The 26,618-nt window shown below is 67.2% G+C and carries 23 protein-coding genes and 3 pseudogenes; 16 read left to right on the top strand and 10 right to left on the bottom strand.

The annotated features are described in order from the left end of the window. The 4 genes and pseudogenes from AC2VOK_RS13010 to nicT all read right to left on the bottom strand — a co-directional run. A pseudogene (locus AC2VOK_RS13010) lies at positions 1-362 on the bottom strand (hydrogenase expression protein HypE); the annotation flags it as partial. A gap of 275 nt (positions 363-637) precedes the next feature. Beyond that, positions 638-1,411 carry a hydrogenase nickel incorporation protein HypB gene (gene hypB / locus AC2VOK_RS13005; RefSeq protein WP_428900841.1) on the bottom strand — a complete coding sequence of 258 codons (774 nt, stop codon included), beginning with the start codon at positions 1,409-1,411 and terminating at the stop codon, positions 638-640. A 79-nt stretch (positions 1,412-1,490) separates the two neighbouring features. Continuing rightward, positions 1,491-1,826 carry a hydrogenase maturation nickel metallochaperone HypA gene (locus AC2VOK_RS13000; protein WP_428900840.1) on the bottom strand — a complete coding sequence of 112 codons (336 nt, stop codon included), beginning with the start codon at positions 1,824-1,826 and terminating at the stop codon, positions 1,491-1,493. Between the two features lie 89 nt (positions 1,827-1,915). Further along, positions 1,916-3,055, bottom strand: a complete 1,140-nt coding sequence (gene nicT, locus AC2VOK_RS12995) for a Nickel transporter NicT (protein WP_428900839.1) — start codon at positions 3,053-3,055, stop codon at positions 1,916-1,918. A gap of 190 nt (positions 3,056-3,245) precedes the next feature. Between nicT and AC2VOK_RS12990 the strand changes: the two genes are divergently transcribed. Further along, positions 3,246-3,746 (top strand): Fur family transcriptional regulator, encoded by a 501-nt coding sequence (locus AC2VOK_RS12990; RefSeq protein ID WP_428900838.1) that lies wholly within the window; start codon positions 3,246-3,248, stop codon positions 3,744-3,746. A 135-nt stretch (positions 3,747-3,881) separates the two neighbouring features. Here AC2VOK_RS12990 and AC2VOK_RS12985 read toward each other — a convergent pair whose 3' ends face one another. Then, positions 3,882-4,901, bottom strand: coding sequence for an alpha/beta hydrolase (locus tag AC2VOK_RS12985; RefSeq protein WP_428900837.1), 1,020 nt, complete (start codon positions 4,899-4,901; stop codon positions 3,882-3,884). Between the two features lie 162 nt (positions 4,902-5,063). On the opposite strand from AC2VOK_RS12985, the gene mqo reads away from it, so the two are divergent. From mqo to AC2VOK_RS12950, 7 genes are all read left to right on the top strand, one after another. Next, positions 5,064-6,551 (top strand): malate dehydrogenase (quinone), encoded by a 1,488-nt coding sequence (gene mqo / locus AC2VOK_RS12980; RefSeq protein ID WP_428900836.1) that lies wholly within the window; start codon positions 5,064-5,066, stop codon positions 6,549-6,551. Between the two features lie 5 nt (positions 6,552-6,556). Continuing rightward, positions 6,557-7,021, top strand: a complete 465-nt coding sequence (locus AC2VOK_RS12975) for a GNAT family N-acetyltransferase (protein WP_428900835.1) — start codon at positions 6,557-6,559, stop codon at positions 7,019-7,021. Then, entirely contained in the window at positions 7,018-8,883 is a 1,866-nt protein-coding gene (locus AC2VOK_RS12970) for a VWA domain-containing protein (RefSeq protein ID WP_428900834.1), read from the top strand. Before AC2VOK_RS12975 ends, AC2VOK_RS12970 begins: the two co-directional genes overlap by 4 nt. 22 nt (positions 8,884-8,905) lie before the next feature. After that, a complete protein-coding gene (cobO, locus tag AC2VOK_RS12965; protein WP_428900833.1) occupies positions 8,906-9,520 on the top strand; it encodes a cob(I)yrinic acid a,c-diamide adenosyltransferase in 615 nt (204 codons plus the stop codon). Positions 9,521-9,572: 52 nt separating this feature from the next. Continuing rightward, positions 9,573-10,970 (top strand): cobyrinic acid a,c-diamide synthase CobB, encoded by a 1,398-nt coding sequence (locus tag AC2VOK_RS12960; protein ID WP_428900832.1) that lies wholly within the window; start codon positions 9,573-9,575, stop codon positions 10,968-10,970. Between the two features lie 64 nt (positions 10,971-11,034). Then, positions 11,035-12,252, top strand: a complete 1,218-nt coding sequence (gene cobA / locus AC2VOK_RS12955) for a uroporphyrinogen-III C-methyltransferase (RefSeq protein WP_428900831.1) — start codon at positions 11,035-11,037, stop codon at positions 12,250-12,252. A gap of 22 nt (positions 12,253-12,274) precedes the next feature. Beyond that, a complete protein-coding gene (locus tag AC2VOK_RS12950; protein ID WP_428900830.1) occupies positions 12,275-13,867 on the top strand; it encodes an MFS transporter in 1,593 nt (530 codons plus the stop codon). Positions 13,868-13,944: 77 nt separating this feature from the next. Here the strand turns inward: AC2VOK_RS12950 and AC2VOK_RS12945 are convergent. Continuing rightward, positions 13,945-14,211 (bottom strand): annotated as a pseudogene (locus AC2VOK_RS12945) (hypothetical protein); the annotation flags it as partial. Positions 14,212-14,546: 335 nt separating this feature from the next. On the opposite strand from AC2VOK_RS12945, the pseudogene AC2VOK_RS12940 reads away from it, so the two are divergent. Further along, positions 14,547-14,723: pseudogene (locus AC2VOK_RS12940) on the top strand (MFS transporter); the annotation flags it as partial. 158 nt (positions 14,724-14,881) lie between these two features. Here AC2VOK_RS12940 and AC2VOK_RS12935 read toward each other — a convergent pair. From AC2VOK_RS12935 to AC2VOK_RS12920, 4 genes are all read right to left on the bottom strand, one after another. Continuing rightward, positions 14,882-15,928 (bottom strand): TIGR03617 family F420-dependent LLM class oxidoreductase, encoded by a 1,047-nt coding sequence (locus AC2VOK_RS12935; RefSeq protein WP_428900829.1) that lies wholly within the window; start codon positions 15,926-15,928, stop codon positions 14,882-14,884. Beyond that, positions 15,925-17,496, bottom strand: a complete 1,572-nt coding sequence (locus AC2VOK_RS12930; RefSeq protein WP_428900848.1) for an aldehyde dehydrogenase family protein — start codon at positions 17,494-17,496, stop codon at positions 15,925-15,927. The genes AC2VOK_RS12935 and AC2VOK_RS12930 overlap by 4 nt, the downstream gene beginning before the upstream one ends. Before the next feature lie 61 nt (positions 17,497-17,557). Continuing rightward, entirely contained in the window at positions 17,558-18,664 is a 1,107-nt protein-coding gene (locus AC2VOK_RS12925; protein ID WP_428900828.1) for an NDMA-dependent alcohol dehydrogenase, read from the bottom strand. Between the two features lie 32 nt (positions 18,665-18,696). Then, positions 18,697-19,323, bottom strand: a complete 627-nt coding sequence (locus tag AC2VOK_RS12920; RefSeq protein ID WP_428900827.1) for a TetR/AcrR family transcriptional regulator — start codon at positions 19,321-19,323, stop codon at positions 18,697-18,699. Between the two features lie 141 nt (positions 19,324-19,464). On the opposite strand from AC2VOK_RS12920, the gene AC2VOK_RS12915 reads away from it, so the two are divergent. Genes AC2VOK_RS12915 through AC2VOK_RS12885 form a run of 7 tightly spaced genes read left to right on the top strand, consistent with a single transcriptional unit; the run spans position 19,465 to position 26,068 of the window. After that, positions 19,465-20,226 carry an SDR family NAD(P)-dependent oxidoreductase gene (locus tag AC2VOK_RS12915; RefSeq protein ID WP_428900826.1) on the top strand — a complete coding sequence of 254 codons (762 nt, stop codon included), beginning with the start codon at positions 19,465-19,467 and terminating at the stop codon, positions 20,224-20,226. A gap of 2 nt (positions 20,227-20,228) precedes the next feature. Then, positions 20,229-21,014: an enoyl-CoA hydratase/isomerase family protein gene (locus tag AC2VOK_RS12910; RefSeq protein ID WP_428900825.1), complete on the top strand. Its 786-nt coding sequence runs from the start codon at positions 20,229-20,231 to the stop codon at positions 21,012-21,014. Further along, positions 21,011-21,385: a Zn-ribbon domain-containing OB-fold protein gene (locus AC2VOK_RS12905; protein WP_428900824.1), complete on the top strand. Its 375-nt coding sequence runs from the start codon at positions 21,011-21,013 to the stop codon at positions 21,383-21,385. The genes AC2VOK_RS12910 and AC2VOK_RS12905 overlap by 4 nt, the downstream gene beginning before the upstream one ends. Next, positions 21,382-22,488, top strand: coding sequence for a thiolase family protein (locus AC2VOK_RS12900; protein ID WP_428900823.1), 1,107 nt, complete (start codon positions 21,382-21,384; stop codon positions 22,486-22,488). Before AC2VOK_RS12905 ends, AC2VOK_RS12900 begins: the two co-directional genes overlap by 4 nt. A gap of 55 nt (positions 22,489-22,543) precedes the next feature. Next, positions 22,544-24,106, top strand: a complete 1,563-nt coding sequence (locus AC2VOK_RS12895; RefSeq protein ID WP_428900822.1) for a class I adenylate-forming enzyme family protein — start codon at positions 22,544-22,546, stop codon at positions 24,104-24,106. Beyond that, positions 24,103-25,251 (top strand): acyl-CoA dehydrogenase family protein, encoded by a 1,149-nt coding sequence (locus tag AC2VOK_RS12890; protein WP_428900821.1) that lies wholly within the window; start codon positions 24,103-24,105, stop codon positions 25,249-25,251. The genes AC2VOK_RS12895 and AC2VOK_RS12890 overlap by 4 nt, the downstream gene beginning before the upstream one ends. A 34-nt stretch (positions 25,252-25,285) precedes the next feature. Then, on the top strand, positions 25,286-26,068 hold the full coding sequence (locus tag AC2VOK_RS12885) for an alpha/beta hydrolase (protein ID WP_428900820.1): 783 nt from the start codon (positions 25,286-25,288) through the stop codon (positions 26,066-26,068). Positions 26,069-26,618: the final 550 nt, after the last annotated feature.

The following is a 26,618-nucleotide window of genomic DNA, read 5'->3' as shown; positions in this document are numbered from 1 at the left end:
ATCGGCTGGCCGGTGGCCGGGTCGTTGCCGAAGCCGCACCAGTAGCCCTCGTCCTTGATCTTCTCGTTGGGGATCGAGCCCTCGACGACCAGCACGAAGGGTTCCAGTTCGCCGCGGTCGGCCTTGAAGAACCACGCGAGGAAGTCGTCGGCCCCTCCGGCGGGGCCGCATTCGAAATCGATCAGCGGCCAGTGCACGGCGACCTTCGGTAGGCCCGGGAGCGCGCCGAGGGCGATCTCCTCGACGCTGGGCTGGGTGGCGGCGGTCAACGCCACCGAATCGCCGTCACAACTCAGGCCCGCATTGATCCAGAGAACGTGGATCAGCGTTTCTTCCGCTTTGACTGCTGCTTTTGTTGGCATGCTGCAGCTTTCCGGGGCAGCCCGAGCCCCTGCGCCGCAGGAGTCGACCGTCGGCCCACTTGCACAGCGCTGGTTCTGGGTCTACTCCCGCGGGTGGCCCTTGTCAACGGTTACCGAGAGCGGCTCAACAACCACAGCGTGCATAATCCCGGGATCAGGCGGAAAACGCAGGGCAACGGCAGGTTTGGCCGCTCGACGCCGGCGCCGCATGCCAGGGGGGCCGGCCAGGCGCCGGGGATTTCCGGCATCCGGTGTCGATAGCCGGGCACCGCAGTTCAGACCGGCGGCATGCCGGCGAACCGCCGCAGCCAGCCGAACCACGCACCCAGGCCGGCGCCGGTGCGGGCACTGACGGGCAGGATCGTCGCCGTCGCGTTGACCTGGCGAACGTGGCGCACGTAGGTGTCGACGTCGACGTCCAAATGCGGCACCAGGTCAATCTTGTTGAGCAGCAACACATCCACCGAGCGAAACATCACGGGATACTTCAACGGCTTGTCCTCGCCTTCCGTCACGGAGTAGACCATGGCCTTGGCGTGCTCGCCGACGTCGAACTCGGCTGGACAGACCAGGTTGCCGACGTTCTCGATGATCACCAGATCCAGCAGTTCCAGGTCGAGGCCGGGCAGTGCGCGATTGACCATCGGCGCGTCGAGATGGCATTCGCCCCCAAATCCGTTGCTGGTGTTCAGCAGTGACACCTGGGCGCCGCGGCCGCTGAGCTTGGCCGCGTCCAGGTCGGTGGCGATGTCGCCTTCGATCACCCCGATCGCGATCTCACCGGCCAGCGCGTCCAGCGTGGCCTGCAGGACGGTCGTTTTGCCCGATCCCGGTGAGCTCATCAGGTTGAGGGTGCGGATCCCATGGCTTTCGAACGCCGCCCGGTTGGCGCCGGCGAGTAGGTCGTTCTCCGCGAAGATCGACTCGAGCACCTCGACGCGCTGCCGGCCCGTCCCGTAGTGGCTGTGATCGCCGTGGTCGTGGTCGTGGTCGTGGTCGTGGCCGTGCTCATGCTCGGTTCCGTCGTCGTGCCGGTGGAATCTACCCATGGTCAGCGCGATTCATTGCGAGACGTCCCCCTCACGAGACGTCCCCTTCACGAGACGTCCCCTTCACGAGACGTCCCCTTCACGAGACGTCCAATGACGTCACCAGGAATTCGTTTCCGCGCACCACCTCGACGTCGCAACTGTCGCAGCGTGGGCACCAGATCGACCACGCCGAGGTGATCTCGGACCGCTGACCGCACGCGCGGCAGCAGACCTCGGCGGTGACGCACTCGAGTTCCAGTTCGGCGTCCGGCATGTCCTCGGCGTCCCGGACGAGCGTCCAGCAGAACGACAGCGACTCCGGCACCACCTGGCGCAGAGCGCCGATGCGCACCCGCACCACGTCCACCTGGCGGCCGTCGGCATGCGTCTTGGCCACGCCGGCGATCGCCTCGCAGAGCGAGAGCTCATGCACCGCGGATCACCGGCGCCCGCGCGCCGCCGAGGAGCCCATGGCACCGTTGTACACCCCAACCGCCGTTTTCCGGGAGGGTCTGTGGAGGCCTATGACGTGCGCTGGGCCCCGACGGGAGGGGAACTCCACTTCTCTTCGATGCGGCCGTAGCGCCAGACGACCAGGGCGACGGCCCAGGTGACGACGAACATGCCGACGACGCAGTAGCCGACCGCATTGAGGTCAAGCCCGCCGATCCATTCCCAGAACGGGCCGTGCCAGCCGAATTGGCCGGCGAAGAGCCCCAGCAGTTCCACGCTGCCGATGAGCAGTGCCACGACCACCGACAGTGCGGTGATGGTGATGTTGTAGTAGATCTTGCGCACCGGATTGGAGAACGCCCAGCCGTAGGCGAAGTTCATGAACGAGCCGTCGACGGTGTCCAACAGGCACATGCCGGCGGCAAACAGCACCGGCAGGCACAGGATGGCGTACCACGGTAGGCCTGACGCCGCGCTGGTGCTGGCCAGCACCAGCAGCGCGATCTCGGTGGCGGTGTCGAAGCCGAGCCCGAACAACAACCCGATCGGGTACGCGTGCCACGACTGGGTGATCGATCTGGTGAACCGCCCGAGCAGGCGGTTGATCAGTCCCCTGTTGTCCAGCTGCCGTTCCAGCTCCGCTGCGTCCGTGTCGGGGTCGTAGCGGCCGCGGCGCAGCTTGGCGAACACCCGCAGGATGCCGACGAGGATGACGATGTTGACTGCGGCGATCAGGTACAGGAACCCCCCGGAGACGCTGGTCCCGATCAGGCCCGTGTAGTGGTGCAGCGTCGCCGAATCGTGCTCGACCGGGCCCACGAGCGCCTTGATCCCGCTGGTCAGCAACACCGCCAGCGCGAAGACAACCGAGGAGTGGCCCAGGGAGAAGAAGAAGCCGACCGCAAGGGGGCGCTGCCCGTCGTTCATCAGCTTGCGGGTGGTGTTGTCGATCGCGGCGATGTGATCAGCGTCGAAGGCGTGCCGCATGCCCAAGGTGTAGGCCGTGACACCGATGCCGATACCGAAGGCCTTGCCGCCCACGCTGAGCTGCGCGGGCTCGACCAGGAATACCAGGGTCAGCCAGCCGACCAGGTGCAGTGCGACGATGAACGCCGACATCGATCCCAGCCGCCACCACTCCGCCGCGGTCAGGGCGCTGCGAATCTTGGCCTGCCACGGCGGTCGCCCGTTGGGGTGGGCATTGGACACGGGAATCCTTCCGGCTTCGGTCAGGCGGCAACATCGGTCAGGCGGCAACCGGCCCGACTTTAAGCAGCCTGGCGTCCTGGATGCAAGTCACTTGCAGGAGGCGTCGCACCGCACCGCACCGCACCGCACCGCACCGCGCCGCGCCGCGGCGAAACTGGCGCTCTCGCGGATCCGGGGCAACACTGGACGGGTGACCTGTGATCGGTCCGTCCTGGATCCCGCCGCCACCGAACGAATCGGTGACTTCCTTCGCGCCCGCGGGCTGCGGCGGATGGCGTCACGCATCCAGGTGCTGGCGGTGCTCGAGCCGGTCCACGGGCATTTGCCGGTCGCCGACATCCACACGCGGGTGCGCGAGTGTGTGCCGCCCGGCACCCACGTGCCCGACCTGGCGACCATCTACCGCACGGTCACCACGTTGGTCGACCAAGGGGTGTTGCACGCGTTGACCCTTGACAGCGGTGTCACCACGTACGGGCTGGCCACCGCCCCCCACCACCACGCGGTCTGCACCCGGTGCGGCTCGATCATCGAGGTGCCCGCCGATCAGCTGAGTTCGGCGCTCGAGCAGGCCATGGCGGGCAGTTCGTTCGCGCTCTCCGAGCGGGCCGGCCTGACCCTGCGCGGGCTGTGCCCGAGGTGCCAGGCCGGCGAGCCCGCGCCGCATCCGCGCGGACCCTCGACTCACTGAACTCGGCACCGGCCCGGCAGCGCGTTCCCAAGAATCTCCGTGGCAGTCGGCCCGAAGCTCATCGCCTCGAGGATCGACGATTCCTGCGGGCCGGCGACGATGATTCTTCCCCTGCGCCGATGCTCACCGACGTTCTCACGACCGTCGCCCCGGAGCCGCAGCGTCGGTGTTGTCGGCGTCGAGGTAGTCGTCGAGCCACCGGTCGAGCCGGCGATAGGCCTGTGCGCGCGGCTGCGCCAGGGACAGGAACACGTCGTGTTTGGCGTCGGCCACCGGTACGACGGTGGAATGGTTCCCGACGCAGCCGGCCCACCGGGCGATCTGGTTGACGTCGAGAACCGCGTCACCGCGCTGCATCGCCGCCGGGTCGCGGCATTCGGCGACGCTGTGGTCCGAGCGCAGGATCAGGTTGGGCACGCCGACGTCGAGCCCGCGGTGCAGGCGCGCCTGGCCGCGGCGGACGGCGTGCAGCCAGCCGAACGTGATCGGGAAGCCGCCCACCGGTTTCCACCGCAGGTCGTAGTCGAACTCGCCGTGATAGTCCCGGTGCAGGGTGGTGCCGTAACCGTCCTGGGCGGGCGGCCGGGCCACCCCTTTGGCCCGCACCCGCGACAGCGCGGCGAACACCGCCGAGGCCACCGGCAGGCGCAGGACGGCCGGGCCGTGCAGGTCCAGGAACGGGCTGTTGAGTACCAGGCCGCCGATGTCGGCGTGCGCGGCGTCGTCGCGTCGCCGCAACCGGTCCAGCCACAACGGCGCGATGAGGCCGCCGGCGGAGTGGGCGTACACCAGGATTGTGACGGGGCGCGCTGGCTCGGTGATCACCGACAGGGCCTGGCCGAGCTCGGCGTCGTAGCGGTCCAGATGGGTGACGAAGTGCGGGGTCTGGCCGTCGCGGCGCGATCGGCCGCACTTGCGCAGGTCCAGCGCGTAGAACGTGAAGCCGCGGTCGGCGAAGTGATCCGCCAGGGCGGTGTGAAAGAAGTAGTCGGTGTAGCCGTGCACCGCCAGCACCGCGTGAGAAGCGTCGTCGCCCGGTGGCCCGCCGCGCCGGACCAGCGTGGCGACGATCTCGCCCTCGCCGTCGGGATCGGGACCCAGCGGCAGGGTGCGCTGCCAGTAGCCGGGCAGGACGTCGGGCACCCAGCCAGTCACCTTGCCAGCTTAAGGCGAGGCCAGCTCAAGCGAGGCCAGCTTGAAGCGAGGCCAGCTTGAAGCGCGGTCACGACGCGTGGCCGCAGGGAGGTGCACGTCTTGGGGTCGTCACCGGTCGATAGCCTGGGCATCGGCACAACCGAGGGAAGGATCGACGATTCGGTGGCGAAGCAAACCGCGGCCGCGCGGACTGACGTCGTGCTGGTGGGCGCGGGCATCATGAGCGCCACGCTGGGGGCGTTACTGCGCCGGCTGGAACCGGACTGGTCGATCGCCCTGGTTGAGCGGCTGGACGCCGTCGCCGGCGAAAGCAGTGGTCCCTGGAACAACGCCGGGACCGGGCATTCGGCGCTGTGCGAGCTCAACTACACCCCGCAGCGCCGCGACGGGTCGATCGACATCGGCAAGGCGGTGCACGTCAACGAGCAGTTCCAGGTGACCCGCCAATTCTGGGCCTACGCCGTCACGAACGGGATCGTGGCCGATCGCGGCTTCCTCAACCCGATTCCGCATGCCAGCTTCGTGCGCGGCGCGCGGCGCGTCGACTATCTGCGAAGGCGGCAGCGGGCGCTGGCTCCCAACCCCTTGTTCGCCGGCACCGAACTGATCGAGGACCCCGACGAGTTCGCGCGCCGGCTGCCTCTGATGGCCGCCAAACGGGACTTCACCGAGCCCATCGCGCTGAACTGGGCTCCCCACGGCACCGACGTCGACTTCGGCGCCTTGTCGCGCCAGCTCGTCGGCTTCTGCGTGCGGCACGGAACCACCGCGCTGTTCGGTCACGAGGTGCGTAACCTCACCCGCCAGGGCGACGGCAGTTGGACGTTGTTGCTCGGTAATCGCCGCACCGGCGAAAGGCGCAGGCTCAACGCGAAATTCGTCTTTGTCGGCGCCGGTGGGGACGCGCTGTCGCTGTTGCAGAGATCGGGCATCGGGGAAGCCCGCGGCTATGCCGGCTTCCCCATCGGCGGTCGCTTCCTGCGCGCCGCCAAGCCGGCGCTCACCGCCGCACACCGGGCCAAGGTGTACGGGGTCCCGGCGCCGGGGGCTCCGCCGCTGGGCGCGCTGCACCTGGATCTGCGCCTGGTCAACGGCAGGGCGTGGCTGGTGTTCGGTCCCTACGCGGGCTGGTCGCCGAAGTTCTCCAAGCACGGCCATGTCACCGATCTGCCCCGCTCGGTGAAGCCGAACAACCTGATTTCGATGCTCGGCGTCGGCGTCACCGAACGGGCGCTGGTGAACTATCTGGTCGGCCAACTGCGGCTCTCCGGGCCGGAGCGGATGCGCATGTTGGGCGAATTCGTCCCCAGCGCAGAGGATTCCGACTGGGAGCTGACGGTGGCCGGTCAGCGAGTGCAGGTGATCCGGCCCGACCGGCGCAGGGGCGGGGCGCTGGAGTTCGGCACGACCGTCCTCAGTGGCGCGGACGGCACGATCGTTGGACTGCTCGGGGGCTCGCCGGGGGCATCGACCGCCGTGCCGATCGCGCTGGATGTGCTGCGGCGGTGCTTCGCGCGCCGATACCGATCCTGGCTCCCCGCGCTCAAAGAGATGGTTCCATCCCTCGGCGTGCAGCTTTCCGACGAGCCGGCGTTGTTCGACGAGGTGTGGTCGTGGGGCAGCCGGGCCTTACAGCTGGAGGTTGCGTGACAACGATGAGTCTGCGTCGCGCCCGGGCGCAGGACCTTGACACCCACACCCTCTACCAGCTGCTCAAGCTGAGGATCGAGGTGTTCGTCGTCGAACAGGCCTGCCCCTATCCGGAATTGGACGGGCGCGACCTGCTCACCGAAACCCGGCACTTCTGGCTGGAAACCGCCGGCGGCGACGTCATCTGCACCCTGCGGCTGATGGAGGAACACGCCGGAGGCACCAAGGCGTTCCGCATCGGCCGACTGTGCACCAGACGCAATATGCGTGGTCAGGGCCACACCACCCGGCTGTTGCGCGCCGCGCTGGCCGAGGTCGGTGACCACCCGTGCCGGATCAATGCGCAGACGTATCTGGCCGACATGTATGTACAACACGGGTTCGTCCGGGACGGTGAGGATTTCGTCGAAGACGGGGTGCCGCACGTGCCGATGCTGCGGCCCGGCTCCGGTTTGGCCGAGCTGCCGTGACGCCATATCCGTTCAGTGCGATCGTCGGGCACGACCGGCTGCGGCTCGCCCTGTTGCTGTGTGCCGTGCGTCCGGAGATCGGCGGGGCGCTCATCCGTGGCGAGAAGGGGACCGCCAAGTCGACCGCCGTGCGGGCGCTCGCCGCGCTGCTGTCCGCTGCGACCGGCAGCGAAGGAGCGGGCCTGGTCGAGATGCCGCTGGGGGCAACCGAAGACCGGGTGATCGGTTCGCTGGATCTGCAGCGGGTGTTGCGCGACGGGGAGCACGCCTTCTCGCCGGGTCTGCTGGCACGCGCGCACGGTGGTGTCCTCTACGTCGACGAGGTCAACCTGCTGCATGATCACCTGGTCGACGTGCTGCTCGACGCCTCGGCAATGGGCCGGGTGCATGTCGAGCGCGACGGCATCTCGCATTCGCACGAGGCGCGGTTCGTGCTGATCGGCACGATGAACCCCGAGGAGGGCGAGCTGCGCCCGCAACTGTTGGACCGGTTCGGCCTGACCGTCGACGTGCGCGCCTCCCGCGATGTCGACGTCCGCGTCGAGGTGATCCGCCAGCGGATGGCCTACGAGGCCGACCCCGACGCCTTCGCCGAGCGTTACGCGGGCGCCGACGCCGAGCTGGCCCGGCGGATCGCTTCCGCGCGCGCTCAGGTCGACGACGTGGTGTTGCCGGACAACGAGTTACGCCGGATCGCGGCGCTGTGTGCGGCGTTCGACGTCGACGGCATGCGAGCCGATCTGGTGGTGGCCCGCACCGCGGTCGCCCACGCCGCCTGGCGCGGCGCAGGCATCGTCGAGGAGCAGGACATCCGGATCGCGGCCGAATTGGCGTTGCCGCATCGGCGCCGCCGCGACCCGTTCGACGACCCCGGCATCGAGCGCGAGCAGCTCGACGCCGCACTGGCGCGGGCCGGGGACCGCGATCCCGAGCCGGAGCCCGAACCGCCCGGTGGTGGAGCCCCTTCGGATTCTGAAGGTCCAGTGCTGCAACAGGATTCGCCGCCACAGTCGCAGGCGTCGCATCCGCAGGCGCCGCGTCCGCAGGCGCCGCGGCCCAGCGCGCCGCCGTCGCAGACTTTCCGGGCCCGCGCACTGAGGGTTCCGGGAGTCGGCGCCGGCACCCCGGGACGGCGATCACGGGCCCGCAACGCCACCGGCGGCGTGATCGCGGCGACCGACGTGAGCGACACCGGCTCCGGCGCGCGGGGACTGCACCTGTTCGCGACGCTGCTCTCTGCCGCCGAGCACGGCGGTGCCGGCCCGCTGCGCCCACGGCCCGACGACGTCCGCCTGGCCGTCCGCGAAGGGCGCGAGGGCAATCTGGTGGTGTTCGTCGTCGACGCGTCCGGTTCGATGGCGGCGCGGGATCGCATGGCTGCGGTCAGCGGCGCCGCACTGTCCCTGCTGCGTGACGCCTACCAGCGCCGCGACAAGGTCGCGGTGATCACGTTCCGCCAGCGGGAGGCCAGTCTGGTGCTCCCGCCGACGTCGTCCGCGTACATCGCCGGCCGGCGGCTCGCACGATTCGACACCGGCGGCAAGACCCCGCTGGCCGAGGGGTTGCTGGCTGCGCGTGAGCTGATCGTCCGGGAACGGGCGCGCGACAAGTCCCGGCGCGCCCTGGTGGTGGTCCTCACCGACGGGAGGGCCACGGGTGGGCCGGACCCGTTGGGCCGCACCCGCACCGCGGCGGCCCGGCTGGCCGCCGAAGGCGCTGCCGCGGTGGTCGTGGACTGCGAAACCTCCTATGTGCGGCTGGGTTTGGCCGTTGCGCTGGCCCGCGGGCTTGGCGCGCCGGCCGTGCGGCTCGAGCAGTTGCACGCCGATCACCTGACGCGGGCCGTACGCCGCGTCGCCTGAGCTACCGGAAGGTGTGCGCCCCATGCCACAAGGAACACCAGTGCAGGTCCCCGACGACGGCCTGACCACCCGGGCGCGGCGCAACGCGCCGGTGCTGGCGGTGCACACCGGCGCGGGCAAGGGGAAGTCCACCGCAGCGTTCGGAATGGCGTTGCGCGCCTGGAACGCCGGGCTGGACGTCGCCGTCTTCCAGTTCGTCAAGAGCGCCAAGTGGAAGGTGGGCGAGGAGAACGCCTTTCAGCGGCTCGGCGAGCTGCACGAGACCCACGGGCTCGGCGGCGCCGTCGAGTGGCACAAGATGGGCGCGGGCTGGTCGTGGACGCGCAAGCAGGGCAGCGACTCCGACCACGCCGCCGCGGCGGCCGACGGATGGGCGGAGATCGCTCGGCGGCTGGCCCTCCAGCGGCACGGATTCTATGTGCTCGACGAGTTCACCTATCCGCTCAAATGGGGCTGGATCGACGTCGACACCGTGGTCGACGCCCTGCTGGGGCGGCCCGGTTGCCAGCATGTGGTGATCACCGGGCGCGACGCCCCGCCGCGGCTGGTCGAGGCGGCCGACCTGGTCACCGAGATGGCCAAGGTCAAGCATCCGATGGACGCGGGACGCAAGGGGCAGAAGGGCATCGAATGGTGAGCCGGAGTGCGCCCTGCGTCGCGTCGTTTCGCGCACGCCCGTGGGTGAGGCCGTGACCCCGGTACCGGCCGTCGTGATCGCCGCGCCCGCCTCGGGCAGCGGAAAGACCACGGTGGCAACAGGTTTGGTCGGGGCGCTGCGCCAGGCCGGGCATACCGTCGCGCCGTTCAAGGTGGGTCCTGACTTCATCGACCCGGGCTATCATGGCCTGGCCGCCGGCCGGCCCGGCCGCAATCTGGATCCGGTGCTGGTCGGGGAGCCCCTGATCGGTCCCCTCTACACCCACGGTGCCGCCGGCGCGGACGTCGCCGTGGTCGAAGGGGTGATGGGGCTGTTCGACGGACGGATCGCTACCGGTGCGACGACCCCGGCGGCCGGATCCACCGCCCACGTCGCCGGGCTGCTGGGCGCTCCGGTGGTCCTGGTGGTCGACTCGCGCGGCCAGAGCCACAGCGTCGCCGCCCTGCTGCACGGGTTCGCGACGTTCGACACCGCGACCCGGATCGCCGGAGTGATCCTCAACCGCGTCGGATCGCCCAGGCACGAGCAGGTGCTGCGCCAGGCCTGTGAGCAGGCCGGTGTAGCGGTGTTCGGGGCGATTCCGCGCACCGCAGAACTGGAGGTGCCGACGAGGTATCTGGGTCTGGTCACCGCCGTCGAATACGGCCGGCGTGCGCAGACCGCCGTCGAGGCGATGACCGGCCTGGTCGCCCGCCACGTCGACCTGGCCGCCGTCGTCGCGGCCGCCCGGAGTCGCCCCGACGGCCCGGCGTGGGATCCAGCGACGGCGGTGGGGGAGGTCCCTGCTGAGCTCCCCGCCGGGCGCGCCGCCGCCGTCGCGATGGCGGCGGGCAAGGCCTTCAGCTTCGGTTACGCCGAGCATGCCGAGCTGCTGCGCGCCGCCGGCGCGCAGGTGACCGAGTTCGACCCGCTCGTCGACCCGCTGCCCGACGGCACCGACGCGGTGGTGCTGCCCGGCGGCTTTCCCGAACAGTTCACCGCCGAGCTGTCCGCCAACGACCTCGTCCGCCGCCAGATCAAGGAGCTCGCGCGCACCGGCGCGCCGGTGCACGCGGAGTGCGCCGGGCTGGTCTATCTGGCCTCCGAACTCGACGGGCAACCGATGTGCGGGGTGCTGGGCGGGTCGGCGCGGTTCACGCCGCGCCTCACGCTGGCCTACCGTGACGCCGTCGCGGTGGCCGATTCGCCGCTGTACCGCGCGGGCCGGCGGGTCGTCGGGCACGAATTCCACCGGACCGTCCTTCGCTACAGCCGCGAGTACCCGCCGGCATGGGCCTACCGGGGCGACGGGGCGGACAGCATGCGCGACGGCGCTGTGCACGCCGGCGTCCATGCCTCCTACCTGCACACGCACCCGGCCGCCGCGCCGGACGCCGTGGTGCGCTTTGTCGCGCATGCCGCTCGGCGCCGCGTCGGCGGTCGCCACTAGGTCGATGGTGGCGACCCGCCGCTCCCGGCTTCGCCGCGTCGGCGGTCGCCACTAAGCTTGCCGGGTGTCCGAGAACCCCTACCTGGTCGGATTGCGGCTGGCCGGAAAGAAAGTCGTCGTGGTCGGCGGCGGGTCCGTGGCCCAGCGCCGGTTGCCCCTGCTCGTCGCCAGTGGTGCGGAGGTCCACGTCGTCTCCCGTGCCGCCACCCCCGCCGTCGAGTCGATGAGCGGCGTCACGTTGTCCGTGCGGGACTACCGCGACGGGGATCTCGAGGGTGCCTGGTATGCGATTGCAGCCACCGACGACCCGCAGGTGAACGAAGCTGTCGTCGCCGAAGCGGAACGCCGTCAGATCTTCTGCGTCCGCGCCGACATCGCCGTCGAGGGGACCGCCGTCACACCGGCCTCCTTCAGCTACGCGGGACTGTCGGTGGGGGTGCTCGCCGGTGGCGAGCACCGCCGGTCTGCGGCAATCCGATCCGCGATCCGGGAGGCGCTGCAAAACGGCGTGATCACGCTGGAGAGCTCTGCGAACTCCGATGTTGTACGCGGCGGCGTCGCGCTGGTCGGGGGCGGCCCGGGGGACCCGGAACTGATCACGGTGCGCGGTCGTCGTCTGCTCGCCCAGGCCGACGTGGTGGTCGCGGACCGGTTGGCGCCGCCGGAACTTCTGGCCGAGCTGCCGCCGCACGTCGAGGTCATCGACGCTGCCAAGATCCCTTATGGGCGGGCCATGGCCCAGGAGGCGATCAACGACGTCCTGATCGACCGGGCGCGGGCCGGCAGCTTCGTGGTCCGCCTCAAAGGTGGGGATCCCTTCGTGTTCGCACGCGGCTACGAGGAGGTGCTCGCGTGCGTCGACGCCGGGATCCCGGTGACGGTGGTGCCCGGTGTGACAAGTGCCATAGGCGTACCGGCGCTGGCGGGCATCCCGGTCACCCATCGCGCGATAAATCACGAGTTTGTGGTGGTCAGCGGCCATCTGCCGCCCGGTCACCCCGAATCGTTAGTGAATTGGGACGCTGTGGCGGCATTGACGGGCACCCTTGTTTTGCTGATGGCGGTCGAACGCATCGAACTCTTCGTGGATGCCCTGTTGAAGGGCGGCCGACCTGCGGATACGCCGGTCCTTGTCGTCCAGCACGGGACGACGGCGGCTCAGCAGACGTTGCGGGCCACTCTTGTCGACACGCCAGAGAAAATCCGTGCCGAAGGTGTCCGACCTCCCGCGATCATCGTGATCGGGGCCGTCGCCGCCTTCGGGGCTTTAAACAATTCTTAAGATTACTGTAAGGTAACCCGTTATGACGGCTCTCAACGACTCGGATCGAGCGGTCCGCAATTGGACATCTGCACTCCCCGATCGTCCGGTGCCGGCGCGTGCGGCGCGTCAGGCAGAGACCGCCACCCCCCGTGCCGGGAGGTATTTACCCACCTGGTTGCCCTCTCGCCGCTTCATCGCGGCCGTTGTCGCGATCGGCGGCATGCAGTTGCTGGCGACGATGGACAGCACGGTTGCCATCGTCGCACTGCCCAAGATCCAGAATGAGCTCAGCCTGTCCGACGCGGGCCGTAGCTGGGTCATCACCGCCTACGTGCTCACCTTCGGTGGGTTGATGCTGCTCGGTGGCCGTCTCGGGGACACTATCGGGCGTAAACGTACGTTCATCGTCGGCGTCGCGTTGTTCACCATCTCGTCCGTCCTGTGCGCCGTGGCCTGGGACGATGCGACGCTGGTCATCGCCCGACTCTCCCAGGGCGTCGGGTCGGCCATCGCGTCGCCGACCGGCCTGGCGCTGGTGGCGACGACCTTCCCCAAGGGGCCGGCGCGGAACTTCGCCACCGCGGTCTTCGCCGCGATGACCGCGGTCGGGTCGGTGATGGGCCTGGTGGTCGGCGGGGCGCTGACCGAGTTGTCGTGGCGGCTGGCGTTCCTGGTGAACGTGCCGATCGGGCTGGTGATGATCTATCTGGCCCGGACCGCGCTGCGGGAGACCAACAGGGAGCGGATGAAGCTGGACGCGGCGGGGGCCATGCTGGCCACCCTGGCCTGCACGGCCGCCGTGTTCGCCTTCTCGATGGGGCCGGAGCAGGGCTGGATCTCGATCACCACCCTCGGGTCGGGCGCGGTGGCCATGGCCGCCGCTCTGGCCTTCGTCATCGTCGAGCGCACCGCCGAAAACCCCGTGGTCCCGTTCCGGCTGTTCCGCGACCGCAACCGGTCGGTCACCTTCGTCGCGATCTTCCTGGCCGGCGGCGTCATGTTCACCCTGACGGTGTTGATCGGCCTCTATGTGCAGGACATCCTGGGCTACAGCGCGTTGCGCGCGGGCGTCGGCTTCATTCCGTTCGTCCTCGCGATGGGTATCGGCCTGGGCGTCTCCTCTCAGCTGGTGTCGCGGTTCTCGCCGCGGATCGTGACGATCGCCGGTGGATACCTCCTGTTCCTCGCGATGCTGTACGGCTGGTGGTTCATGCATCGGGGCGCACCCTACTTTCCGAACCTGGTCATGCCGATCGTCATCGGTGGGATCGGCATCGGCATGGCCGTCGTCCCGCTGACCCTGTCGGCGATCGCGGGCGTGGGTTTCGACCAGATCGGCCCGGTGTCGGCGATGACACTGATGCTGCAGAGCCTGGGCGGGCCGCTGGTCCTGGCGGTCATCCAGGCCGTGATCACCTCGCGCACGCTGTACCTCGGAGGCTCGACAGGCCCGGTCAAGTTCATGAACGACGCCCAGTTGCGGGCTCTCGACCACGGTTACACCTACGGTCTGCTCTGGGTGGCCGGAGCCTCCATCATCGTCGGCGTGGCCGCGCTGTTCATCGGATACACCCCGGAGCAGGTTGCCCACGCGCAGGAGGTCAAGGAAGCCATGGAGGCCGGGGAGCTGTAGCTCCTGACGTTCAGTACTTTTTGACGACCGCTTGGGGAGCGGTTCGCCAGGTCCGGCCGTCGTCCCGCTGCTGACGGGGCGAGCTCGATGGTCTCGTCTTGCACCGCGCGCGGGTTGCCCGCCGGGCTGCGCCAGGCCAGAAAGGCGCTGGAATTGTGCGAGGTGTACCGGATGCGGTCATCGACCAGCAGCTGGTGGCGGGTGGCGCCCGCTGCGACACCGAGGCCGGCCGCCGCCAGTTCACCGAGCAGCGCGCGGTCCCGGCGCCCGGGGCTGTGCAGGTCGTCGGTGTCGTCGATTCCGATGAGCAGTTTCGCCCCGGCGAGCGCCCCGCCGCCGGTCACGGGTCGACCCCCAGGCGGTGGTATGGCGCGACGGGGCCGCCGCACGGCGAGCGTGCCCAAGGCGCGGAGCCGCGACTACACGAAACCGGCGCACATAAGCACTCATCCAAGGAGTCCGTACGTGAAATAATCCGTCAACCCATCGCGTCGGCCGCGGCCGCCACCGCGTCGGACCGGGGAAGGTCGCGCGCGTCGGCATCCCCGGTCGCTGATCGACCGCGGCTATCGCAACGAATTCCTGGAAACCGACGACGCGGCTGACGCCGCGCCGACAATGCCGCGTCCGCATGCAGGGTCGGAGCGTGGTGGTCAACCGGAGGGGGTCACCGGGACGCTCGCGGGGCCCGGTGAAGTTCATGGACGACGAGCGATTGCACGCCTTGCATCACGGCTACATCGGCGGCCTACTGTGGGTGGCCGGCGCGGCCGTCATCGTCGGCGCAGCGGCGGTGTTGATCGGCTACGGTCCCGGCAGAGGTCGCCACGCCCAAGAGGTCAAGGACGCGATCGAAACCACCGTCTTGCTGGCGTGCGCGATCCGCGCCGGCGCCCCGGCTGCGAATTCGTGGGCACAATTTCACTCTTTTCATGCGCCGCTGCATTCGATTCCGCATCTGCGAGTGCTGCTGTCGATTTAGGCCTGCGGCGCACAGCGCACGAGTCAGATCGGTCAGCTACGGCAGAGGTCACCCGTGCGGCGGGCATCGCTGCCGGCCTGTACCTCGCGCATTATCGGCTCCCAGAACCCTGCGGGAACCGGGTAGGGAGCATAGAAGCCGGTGCGGGTGAAGACGTCGCCGTATTTGGTGAGCAGACTTTCGGCGACGCGCTCGGGCGGGGCGACAATCGCGAACTCATGCAATAGCTCATCGGTGATCCGGCGGTTCATCTGGTCCCACGCACCGCGCTTGGATAGCGCGTTGAGCTCCTCGCCGAGATCGCTCCAGCCGTGCGCGTCAAGCACACATCGGTAGGCCGGGGTCGAGCCGTACACGGCGATCTGGCTGCGTACCGCCGCGTCGGCCGCCTGCGTGGATGCTTTGTCGGGGCCGGTCACGATGAAGGGCAGGCCGCTGATCTCGAACCCGTCGAGCGTGTCTTTGCCGGCGATCGCTCGGCCGTTGCTCAGCGCCGCCAGGGTGGTCTCGCGCAGGTAGCGCTCGGTGGTGAACGCGTGCACGGAGAAGCCGTCCGCCACCTCGCCGGCCACCTCAGTCATCCGGGCTCCAACACCGGCCAGGATGATCGGCGGGTTGCCATAGGGGTTCGGTCCCGGACTGAAAAACGGCGTCATCAGCGTGTGCGTGTAGTACTCACCGGTGAAACGCAGTGGTTCGCCGGTGGCCCAGCTGTGCCAAATCGCCCGCACGGCCAGAAGGTACTCGCGCATCCGCCGGGCTGGCGCCGACCACGGCATCGAGAACCGCTTTTCGATGTGCGGCTTGATCTGTGAGCCGACGCCGAGCTGGAACCGCCCAGCGGAGTAGAGCTGCAGATCATTGGCCACCATCGCCAGCGACATCGGATTGCGCGCGAAGGCCACCGCGATCGCGGTGCTCAGCTTTATCGTTGTGGTGCGGGTGGCGGCCACGGCTAGCACCGGGAACGGGTCGTGTGATATCTCCGGAAGGCACACGCCGTCATAGCCGTGCTGCTCGGCCCAAGCAGCTCGCTCCCAGTCGCCGGGTTCACCGAACAGCGAGTAGTGAACCTTCACGGCGAGTCCGCCGTTGCCGCGGGCGGGTTAGGTCGGGGACTGGCTGTTCGACCCAGCCGGCGCCGCCAGTCCCTGGCCCCGAGCAGCCTCGCCATTCGAGACTGGACCTTGCCCTTCCACGGGCTATACGGATACCAGAACAACTCCCTCTTCATCGCCACCCGGTCGGCAGCAATGCCTTTGGTGCGGCAATACTTTCGGATGCCATCGGGACCTCCCGCGCGCGAGCCCGGCCCCGAGTCCTTCCAACCGTGCATAGGCAGTGGGTACTGAAATACCGACATGATCGCGTTGTTGATGTTCACCGACCCGGTGTCCATCTGCTTGGCCAGCTCCATCCCCTTGGAGTGATCGCGTGTCCACACGCTGCCTGACAGCCCGTACCGGCAATCGTTGGCCTTTTGGATCGCTTCCTGTGCGTCGCGAACCTTCATCACCGGCAAGGTCGGGCCAAAGGTCTCCTCGCGCATGCAATCCATGCCATGGTCGACGTCGACCAATACGGTTGGCTCATAGAACAGTCCGTCTGTCCGCGCCTTGCCTCCGATGAGGACCTTGGCGCCTTTGCTGATCGCGTCCTGTACTTGTCGGGAGACGATTTCCAGCTGTTGCTCGCTGGCCATTGCTCCGATGTCACAGGAATAGTCGTGGCCCGCATCCATGCCCTGGCGCAGCGTGGACGTCTTGGCGACCAGCTTGCGGACGAACTCGTCGTAAACCGCGGCCTCGACGTATACCCGCTCGATTGAGATGCACGTCTGGCCGGAGTTGAAGAATCCGGCCCACACCGCGCAGTCGACTGCCCGGTCGATGTCGGCGTCCGCACACACGACCATGGCGTCCTTGCCGCCCAATTCAAGGCTGCACGGAATAAGTCGTTGTGCTGCGGCGACGGCCACCCGCCGACCGGTGTCGACCGAGCCGGTAAACATGACATAGTCGACGACATCGATTACCGCCGAGCCGGTTTCGCCGGCCCCGAACACGACATCCAACACATCGGGGGCCCCGATTTGTTTCCATCCGCCGACCGCCGCCCGCCACGCGAGCGGGGTGAGTTCGGATGGCTTCGACACCACCGCACAGCCGGCCATCAGCGCTGGCGCGATGTCCAGCAACGGCATCGCCAGTGGGTAGTTCCAGGGTGTGATCACGCCGACCAACTGGTAGGGCTCGTAGACGGTCATCAGGCGCTTGGCGATATTCGCCGGTCCGGCGGGGCGGACGTGTTCGTCGGCGAGAAACTCGGCGGCGTGCTCGATCCAGTAGTTGGCTACATCGGTCGCCAAGATCTCGATATTCGAATCACCCCATGACTTGCCGGATTCCTGCTGGACCAGTTCCAGCAATTCGTCGGCATGGTCGAGGATCCAATCCCGCCACTTGCTCACCCATCGGGCGCGCGCGTCGACTCCCATTGCCTGCCAGGCAGGTTGGGCCGACCGCAACCGCGCCGCGCTGTCGGCGACGTCGGTACGCCGCGCGGTCGGCACGCTACCAATCGCTTCGCTCGTCGCCGGGCAGGTGACGGTGATTTGGGCGGATCCTGTTAGGCCGTTGGCGTCCACGGGCGTCGTTTTCGATTTCGCGTCGGGCGGCACGCGATCACCTCCGAGATAGTTGTGGCGTTCAGAACCGGATGATGCCGCGCAGGTTGATGCCGTCACGCATGTCGGCATAACCCTGGTTGATCGCTTGCAGCGGATATTCGCGAGTGATCAGCTCGTCGAGTTTTAGCTGCCCGCTCGTGTAGAGACTGAGCATGCGAAGGATGTCGTAACGAGGATTGGAAGAGCCGAAAAGCGATCCGCGAAGCTGCTTTTCAAACAGCGTGAGGTCGGCAAGGGACATCGTCACGCTGGTGTCGGTGAGGTGCGGAGTTGCGGTCATCACAACCCGGCCCCGCTTGCCGACGAGACAAAGCGCCTGCGCTACGTAGCCCGCCTCGGCCGTGTCTGTGGTGACCACGCAAACATCGGCCATTTGCCCCTCGGTGAGATGGCTGATGACCGCGAAGGCCTCATCAACGGTTGCGGCACTGTGGGTCGCCCCGAATTCGTAGGAGCGCGCGCGTTTATATTCGACCGGGTCGAGGGCCACGATGTGAAGGGCACCAGCGATCCGGGCACCCTGCACCGCGTTGATGCCGACGCCGCCCACTCCCATCACGACCACGGTGTCACCGTCCCGCGTTTCGCCCGTGCGAACCGCACTGCCATAGCCCGTGGTGACCCCGCACCCGACCAGGGCGGCCTTGTCCAACGGGATACCCGGGTCGACCTTGACCACCGACGACGTTGGCACGACGGTGTATTCGGCAAACGTTCCCAGCAAGCACATTTGGCCCAGGTCTTGACCGCGGGCGTGGAACCGGTAGCTGCCGTCGAGTTGCGGTCCGGCAATGACCGTCGCCCCCAGCACGCAGAGATTGCCCATGCCTTTCGCGCACGGTAAGCAGCGGCCGCAGGACGGGACGAAGCTGAACACAACGGGATCGCCCGTTGCGACTTCGGTTACTCCCGGCCCGACGTCGACGACGACGCCGGCGCCTTCATGGCCGCCGATCGCGGGCAGCGCCATCGGCATATCCCCGCCGACGATGTGGTCGTCGGTCCTACACAGTCCGCTGGCGGTCATTTGCACCAACACCTCGGCCTCTTTCGGGCCGTCCAGTTCGACTTCTTCGACCTCCCATTTCTGATGACGGTCCCACAACACAGCCGCGTTTGTTTTCATGTGGTGCGCCTTTCGTCCTCGAGGGCTTGCAGCTATTCGTCCCCGTCGCGTGGATCGTCTTGTAGGCCAGTGAATAGCAACCTGGTCAGCTCCTTGCTGGCCCCGTCCACGTCCAGGGTTTCTTCTCGCATGCTGCTGTCCATTGCGAGAAACCAGGACATCCCGAAGACAGCCACGGTGGTGCGGCGTGCGTCGAAGTCGACGTGCCGCCAGGTGGGAAGGGCCTTTTGGACCAGGTTCACTATCCTGCTCAGCATGGGCTCCAGGCGGTCCCGATAGAACTTTTTCCCGACTTCCGGGTCACCGAACAGCACCGTCCCGAACAGCGGGCTCAGTTCGACCATGATGTATAAGATCTCCCGCACGAACTCCTCGGTTGTGCGCTGCTGGATGTTCTCCGCTCCGATCGCCAACTTGCGGGTCTGCTGTTCGGTGCGTTCCAGCAATTGCTCGAGCGGGTAAATCACGGCTTCGCTGAATAGCTCTTCTTTGGAACTGAAGTGCTGGTACATCAGCGCCGTATTGACTCCGGCCGCATCAGCTATATCGACGACGCGCGTCCCGCCTACACCGTTGTTGACAAATACCTTCTGAGCGGCCTCAAGGATAAGCGCACGTCGCTCAGCTTTAGGCAGCCGACGTCGCAGCGGGCTCGACATTTCTTTACCACCGATCTTCGTACCTTGCCCAACGAGCGTGAGTCAACCATGACAGCAACCTGGGCTAGCCGCGGCGCTGAGGGAAGCGCGGTCGGATTGACACTACCAACGGAAGTGTTATAAGTATACAACTATCTACTTATGGGAGGTGGCATGTCTCAGCGAGTCGCATTGGTCACGGGTGCCGGTGCGGGCGTGGGGAGGGCGGTCGCGTTGCGGTTGGCCCGGCAATGTGCGGCGGGGACGGTGCTGGTCAACGACGTGGTGAGCGAGGCGGCCGAGCGAGTGGCCGGCGAGGTGACGGAGCTGGGCGCTCGTGGCGTCCCGGCGGTAGCCGACGTTACGTCCTGGGATGCCGTTCGCGATCTGGTCGATCAACATGGCCCGATCGATGTGCTCGTCAACAATGCGGGGGTGCCCGTCGGGAGCGCTGAGCCCGCCCAGTTTGCGACATCCGAACCGGTGCAATGGGCTCCGTGGATGAAACTCAACCTTGAGGCGGTGATGTACTGCACCCGCGCAGTGCTACCCGGGATGTTGCAAAACCGCTGGGGCCGGGTGATCACGGTTATTTCCGACGCCGCTCGCGTCGGCGAAGCCGGGTTGGTTGCCTATTCCGCGGCGAAAGCGGGGGCGGCCGGGTTCATGAGAGCCGTGGCGCGGGAAGTGGGCCCCGCCGGGGTCACCTGCAACTGCGTGGCACTCGGCACCATCAAGCATGGCCGGATCGCGGAGTTCCTCACCGAGGAGATCGAACGAAAGATGTTGCGCGCCTATCCGACGTCGCGTCTGGGGACGCCCGATGACGCCGCCGGGATGATCGCTTTCCTAGCTGGCGCCGATGCCGAATGGATCACCGGGCAGACCTACCCGGTCAACGGCGGCTTCTCGATGGCGGTGTGAGCATGAGCGACCAGGCCGAATCGGTAATCGTCGCCGAGCGTGACCGCGTACTGCACATCCAACTCAATCGCCCGACCGCTGGCAACGCGCTGGACTGGGCCACGCTCGAGGGTCTGCACCGGGCCTTCACCCGCCTCAACGAGGACGAGCGCCTATGGGCCGGAGTGCTAACCGCTACCGGCGAGGCAATCTTCTGTGCGGGAGCGGATTTGAAAGCTCTGCCGCAACAGGTCGCCGAGAAGCTGAAACAGGGGATAGCCCCACCGGACACCATCATGCACGGCTTGCGGGTACAGAAGCCGTTGTTGTGCTCACTCAACGGTGATGCGTTCGGCGGCGGCGTGGAACTCGCGTTGGCATGCGATCTGCGCATCGCAGCCGACCATGTTCGGCTTTCCCTGCCGGAGGCCCGCGTCGGACTGATCCCCGCCGGCGGTGCGACGTACCGGCTGCCGCAGCTGATCGGTAGGGGACACGCCCTGCGCATGATGCTCACCGGCGAGCCCGTTTGCGCCACTGAGGCATTGGCCTGGGGGCTGGTTGACCAAGTGGTCCCGAAGGACGAGCTCGACGGGGCAATCAGTGAGTGGACCGAGATGATCTTGCGCAGCGCACCGCTGGCGGTCCAAGTCATCAAAGAGCTGGTCGATGCCGCACCGTCGATGCCTGCGACGGCCGCCCTGCAGGCGGAAGCGGCGGCCATCGCCCGGATTCAGCGCACAGCGGACGCTGCCGAAGGGTCGCGCGCGTTCCGGGAGCGCCGGGCGCCGACGTGGTGTGCCCAGTGAGCCCGTCGTTCGACCCGGAGATTCTGTTGACGGACGGTCACAGTGCGACACTGATTTCCGCGTGGTGCCCGGAGTGCGGTGCCGTGATGTTCCCCCGGCGACAGCAGTGCGTGCGTTGCGGTTCGGACACTCGCAACGGCCATCTGCCGACTACCGGTGTCGTGCAAAGTTATTGCCGTATAACGTTTCCGCTGCCCGGTGCGGAACCGCCGGTCACCTTGGTACGGGTGGAACTGAGTCCGCAGGTGATCGTCCAAGGAGTGATGGCCGGCACGGTGGAAATTGGCGATCGGGTTGCCGTGGTACCCCGTCCGATCCCGGACGGCGCCGAAACGGCCACCGGTTTCGGCTTCGCGCGGAGCGCGTCATGAGCATTCAAACACAATGCACGCCGCCAGGCCGCCCCGTCTACGTCGCGGGTGTCGGCATGACGAAATTCGCCAAAAGCCATGACGCGGCCGGCAGGAAACTCGCCGCTTCGGCCATTCGGGATGCGTTGACCGACGGGGGCATCGTGTGGTCGGAAGTCGGACTTCTGGTAGCCGGTGTTGTCGGCGGCGAAATGGGATTCGCGCCGTCCATCGTGCACGAGTTGGGCTGGACCGGGGTGCCCGCTCATGTCGTGGAGAACGCCTCGGCCACCGGCTCGGCGGCGTTCGATGACGCATATGCGGCAGTAGCCACCGGGTGCGCCTCATCCGCGGTCGCGGTGGGGTGCGGCAGTCTTGCGAGCGCCCTCGACGGTGCCGCGAACCTGCAGGGCAGAATCGACCTTGCGGCGATCTCCGGCAATAACCTGCCGCCGACGACGTTCGCCATGCTCAAGCGGCAACGTATGCACGACTACGGCGAACCCGACGACGCCGCGTTGACCGTGGTGGCCAAGAATTTGCACCATGCGAGTCTGAATCCGCTGGCACAGCGCCGCACCGCGGTGCCCGTGGCCGAACTCAAGTCCTCGCCGATGTTCGCCGAACCACTTCGCCGGGTTGAATGTTGCCCAATCGGCGACGGCGCCGCCGCCGTCGTGCTGACCGCCGAGCCGCCACAGAACGCGGCAGTGGCCGTGCGCGTCGCCGCGGCCACCTCCGGCACCGACCAATGGCACCCCGCGGCGTCGTGTGCACCAGATCCGGAAATCACGCGCCGTGTAGCGGACGCCGCCTACCGGCTCGCGGGTATCACCGCGGACGACCTCGATCTGATCGAACTTCACGACGCGTTCAGCGTGGAGGAATTGCAGTACCTTGAAGATCTTGGCGTCTGCCCACCGGGGCAGGCCGGAAAGCAAATGCTGGCCGGCAAATTCGGCCTCGGCGGCAGGGTCGCGGTCAACACCAGCGGCGGACTGATAGCGCGCGGGCACCCCGGCGGAGCCACCGGTTTGGCCCAGATCGTCGAGCTGGCGACGCAGCTGCGCGGCGCGGCCGGCGAGCGCCACACGGCGGCGCCAGAATCGGTCTTGCACAGATGATTGGCGCGGGCGGTTCATGCTATGTGCAGATTCTGCGACGTGAGGACGTGTCACGATGACGTCTAACACCTTCGGCGTGCACAGCGAAACCTATCCCGAGCTGATCGCGACGTTTGGCGATCGGCCCGTCGATGCGGTGGCGGTCCGAGACGACACGACAACGCTGACCTACCATGAGCTCTACCAGCGCGTCGGGTCACTGGCCGGATGGCTGTCCGATTGCGGCGTGGAACCCGGCGACACGGTGGCGCTCATGATCGCCAGCAGTGCGGAACTACTCGTCGCCCAGCTCGCCACCCAGGCCGTCGGAGCCATCGGTGCTCTAGTCAACACCAGCCTGGTCGGGCAGGCGTTGCGACACATCATCGAATTGGCGTCGCCCACCACAATTCTCGCTGACGAACCATCCGCAGCGCAGTTGAGCAGGGAATCGGTGCCATGCCACAGCACGCACGATCCCGCCGTGGCTGCTGCTCTGCGCGGCGGCTGCGATCCGACTCCTTGGCTACACGGGCGATCATGCACTGCCCACGATCCAGCGTTCATCAACTTCACTTCGGGTACCACCGGCTTCCCCAAAGGTGTTGTGCTCGAACAGCGCACCAGCGCCCGAGCGATGATAATCGGGGCCCTGCTCGGACTGAAGGACGGTACGGAATCGTTCTACATCCCGACCCCGATCTACCACGCGATGGGCTTGGCGTTGGCCTCGCTCGGTTTGCGGTTGGGCGCCACACTTGTCCTGCGCCGCCGCTTCAGTGCTCGCAACTTCTGGTCGGACATCCGAGAAAATCGCAGCACCCTGACCTACTACGTAGGCACGATGCCGCGCATGATCTTCAACCAGCCCCCGAACGCGTTGGACGCCGATCACCACCTGAAAGCCTTTCTCGGGGGCGGAATGCCGGCCGACATCTGGGCGGAGTTCGCCGCCCGATTCAACGTCAGGATCGTCGAATCCTACTCGGCCAGTGACGCCGTCGGAACCTTCAACAATTTCGGCAACGCACCCGTGGGCTCGATCGGCCAGCCCAGCCCGGACATCGAAGCGCGTCTTGTCGACGCTGACGGCAACGACGTAACCGTCGGAGAGCCCGGTGAGCTACTCGTTCGGCCCAGGCAGCCTGCCGAGGACCCAGCGGTCGTCTACTACCGGGACGACCAAGCCACCCGGGAGAAGAACGAGGGCGGGTGGGTGCACACCGGCGACCTGATGCGGACCGACGCCGCCGGTAACTACTACTACGTCGACCGGTTGCGGCACATGATCCGTCGGCGTGGAGTCAACATCGCTTCGCGCCAAATAGAGGACATCCTCGCGGCGCACCCGTCGATCACCGAGTGTGCCGCCGTCGGGGTTCCGTCCCCGCTGGGCGAAGAAGACGTCAAAATTGTGGTACGCCCGGCAGATGACACCCTCAGCGAAAGCGACGTCGCCGAGATCGCCAACGCGCACCTGCCCAAACACATGTGTCCTCGCTACGTCGAGCTGGTAGCCGAACTGCCGCTGACCATCACGCAGCGCATCAAGCAGTTCGAGCTCAAAGCAGGATGGCAGACCGCGACCACCTGGGATCTGGAAACAGCGAGCTTTCCATTTCGGGGACCGAGCGCATGAACGCGCTCTCCGACGAGCAGTGCCTGCTTCGCGACGCGATCGAGAAGTTCGTCGACACCGAGTTGATACCCCATGAGACTGAGCCGATCACCTCCGAGTTCCGGCAGCGCATCCATGCGGGGCTGCATCAGCTCGGCATCTGGGCGCTCGGTGTTCCGGAACGTTTCGGGGGAGCCGGCGGCACCCCGCTCGACCGGGTCGTGATGATCGAGCAATTGTCGCGTTCGTTGCTGGGGCCCGAACTGATCGGCCGGATGGGCGAACCGCTGTCGATCCTGTTCGCCGCGACACCCGATCAACAGCAACGGTATTTGGAGCCGGTCGTGCGAGGGGAAATGCTGGGCGCCTTCGCGCTGACCGAACCGACCGGCGGTGCCGATCCGGTGCACAACATGACAACGACGGCAGTGCCGGAGGGCAACGGGTGGATCCTGGATGGCCGAAAGTGCTTCGTCAGCATGGGCGACGTCGCGGACTACGTCGTGGTGTTCGCCCGAACCGACCGTACCGCCGGCGCCAAAGGCATCACCGCATTCATCGTCGACGCGAATACGCCCGGGTTCAGTGTGGTTCGCCGAATCCCCACGATGGGCTCGATGGCACCGGCCGAAATCGACTTTCAAGGCTGCTTTGTCCACGACGACAATCGAGTCGGTGAGCCGGGCCATGGATTCCTGCTGGCTCAACGTCTTCTGGGCACCCAGCGCCTCGAGATCGGGGCTCGTGCGACCGGCGCGTGCGAGCGCCTGATCGACCTGGCGGTCGACCACGTGAACAGTCGAGAGTCGGTCGGCGCCACTCTGGCTTCCCAGCAGGGCGTTCAGTGGATCCTCGCTGATTGCGTGCTCGATCTGGAAGCCGTTCGCAGCATCACCTACAGTGCGGCCGGTCGCGAAGGTGACGATGTCGTGGCGCAACGCATGCTCTGTTCGATTACGAAAGTATTCGGTTCCGAGGCATTGTGCCGAGTCGCCGATCGCGTGTTGCAGTTGTTCGGGGGCTGGGGATACAGCACGGAGTTCCCGGTCGAGCGCTTCTACCGTGAGGTTCGGATGTGGCGGATCGTCGAGGGCCCCAACGAAGTGCACCGCAGTCTCATCGGCCGCTTGTTGACCCACAGCGGTACCCGAGGTCTGCGCCCATAAGCCACCGCTGTTTACCAGGAAGCGCTGAAGAACAATGCTAGAGGTTCTCGACATCGGCACTGAGACGGCCACGCACGAGACGCCGCTGTTGTTCGTCCATGGCACCTCCCATGCGGCCTGGTGTTGGGACGAGCACTTCCTGCGCTATTTCTCCGAACACGGGTATCGCGCTGCCGCGGTGAACCTTCGCGGACATGGCCGCAGTCGCACGGACACGCCGATACGCAGAGTCTCGCTTGCCGATTTCGTCGAAGACCTCCGCGCATCCGTCGTAGCGATGGGCACCGCGCCGGTTCTGATCGGTCATTCGCTGGGCGGGTTTGTCATCGCCAGGTATCTGGAACGCTACGAAACGCCCGGCGCCATCCTCGTCGCATCGGCGCCGCCATACGGGTCGTGGGGGACATTATCACGAGCGTTGCGGCGCTATCCACGCCTGATGCTGAAGACGGCTCTGCGTGGGAAGCTCGGCCTTGACTTCTCTGCGCCGGCGTTGGCGCGACGATGGTTCTTCTCAAGAGACCTTCCCGAGGAACTCGTGGTGCGTTACGCGGCTTGCCTTCAAGAGGAGAGCGACCGCGCCCTGATCGACTGTCTTTTCCAACGTCGTGTGCGAGGGCGAAGATCAGTTCCCATGTTGGTGCTCGCCGCGCAGGACGACTTCGTGTTCAGCCCTCGCGACACCGCTGCCACGGCCCGCGCCTATGGGGCGGAGTGGCAGCTGATTCCGCACCTAGCTCATGACGTGATGCTGGACACCCGATGGCAGGCCGCAGCGGAAGCGATCCGCCTGTGGCTGGATCAGCATGGATTCTGAATTGCGGAGGCCAAAGGCGATGAACGAGAACGACACTGGAAACAATGAACGGGCCTCGCGATCTGATGGCCGTGGCGTGGTCGTCGGTCGCTGTTGTCAACACGGGCGAGCCGGGTTAACTGAAATGATTCCGCGGCAAACGATTCGGGGTAACGACGCGATCGCGGCCCGGCATGGGCCCGCCCGCCCCGGAATCGGGTTGGCCGGCCAACGTCTGCGGTGTGATCGGCGTCGAGTAGTAGGGGCCTCGTTCGGGAACGTCGATCCAGCCGTGCTCAGCCGCACCGTCCCGGCCGCGTTCGTCCGACTTGCCGGGCAGGAGCGTCGCCGCGGCTGGCGGTCGGGACCCGGGGTGCCGGCCACGGGTGAGCCGGCGGCAAAGCAACAGGCGTTCCCGACATCATCGAAATCCGCTTCCTCTTTGGCCCCTCGCGTGTGGCGTCGGTTCTCATGCTATGGGTGAGCGGGCCGCCACCGCACTGCGTCGGCCAAGCGGCTATGCCTCCGTGGGGTCGTTCGCTACTCGCCTGTGGCGGACAAAGATGACGAC

Source organism: Mycobacterium sp. TH-M116 (assembly GCF_057473685.1).
This window is presented reverse-complemented; position numbering and strand designations above follow the sequence as displayed.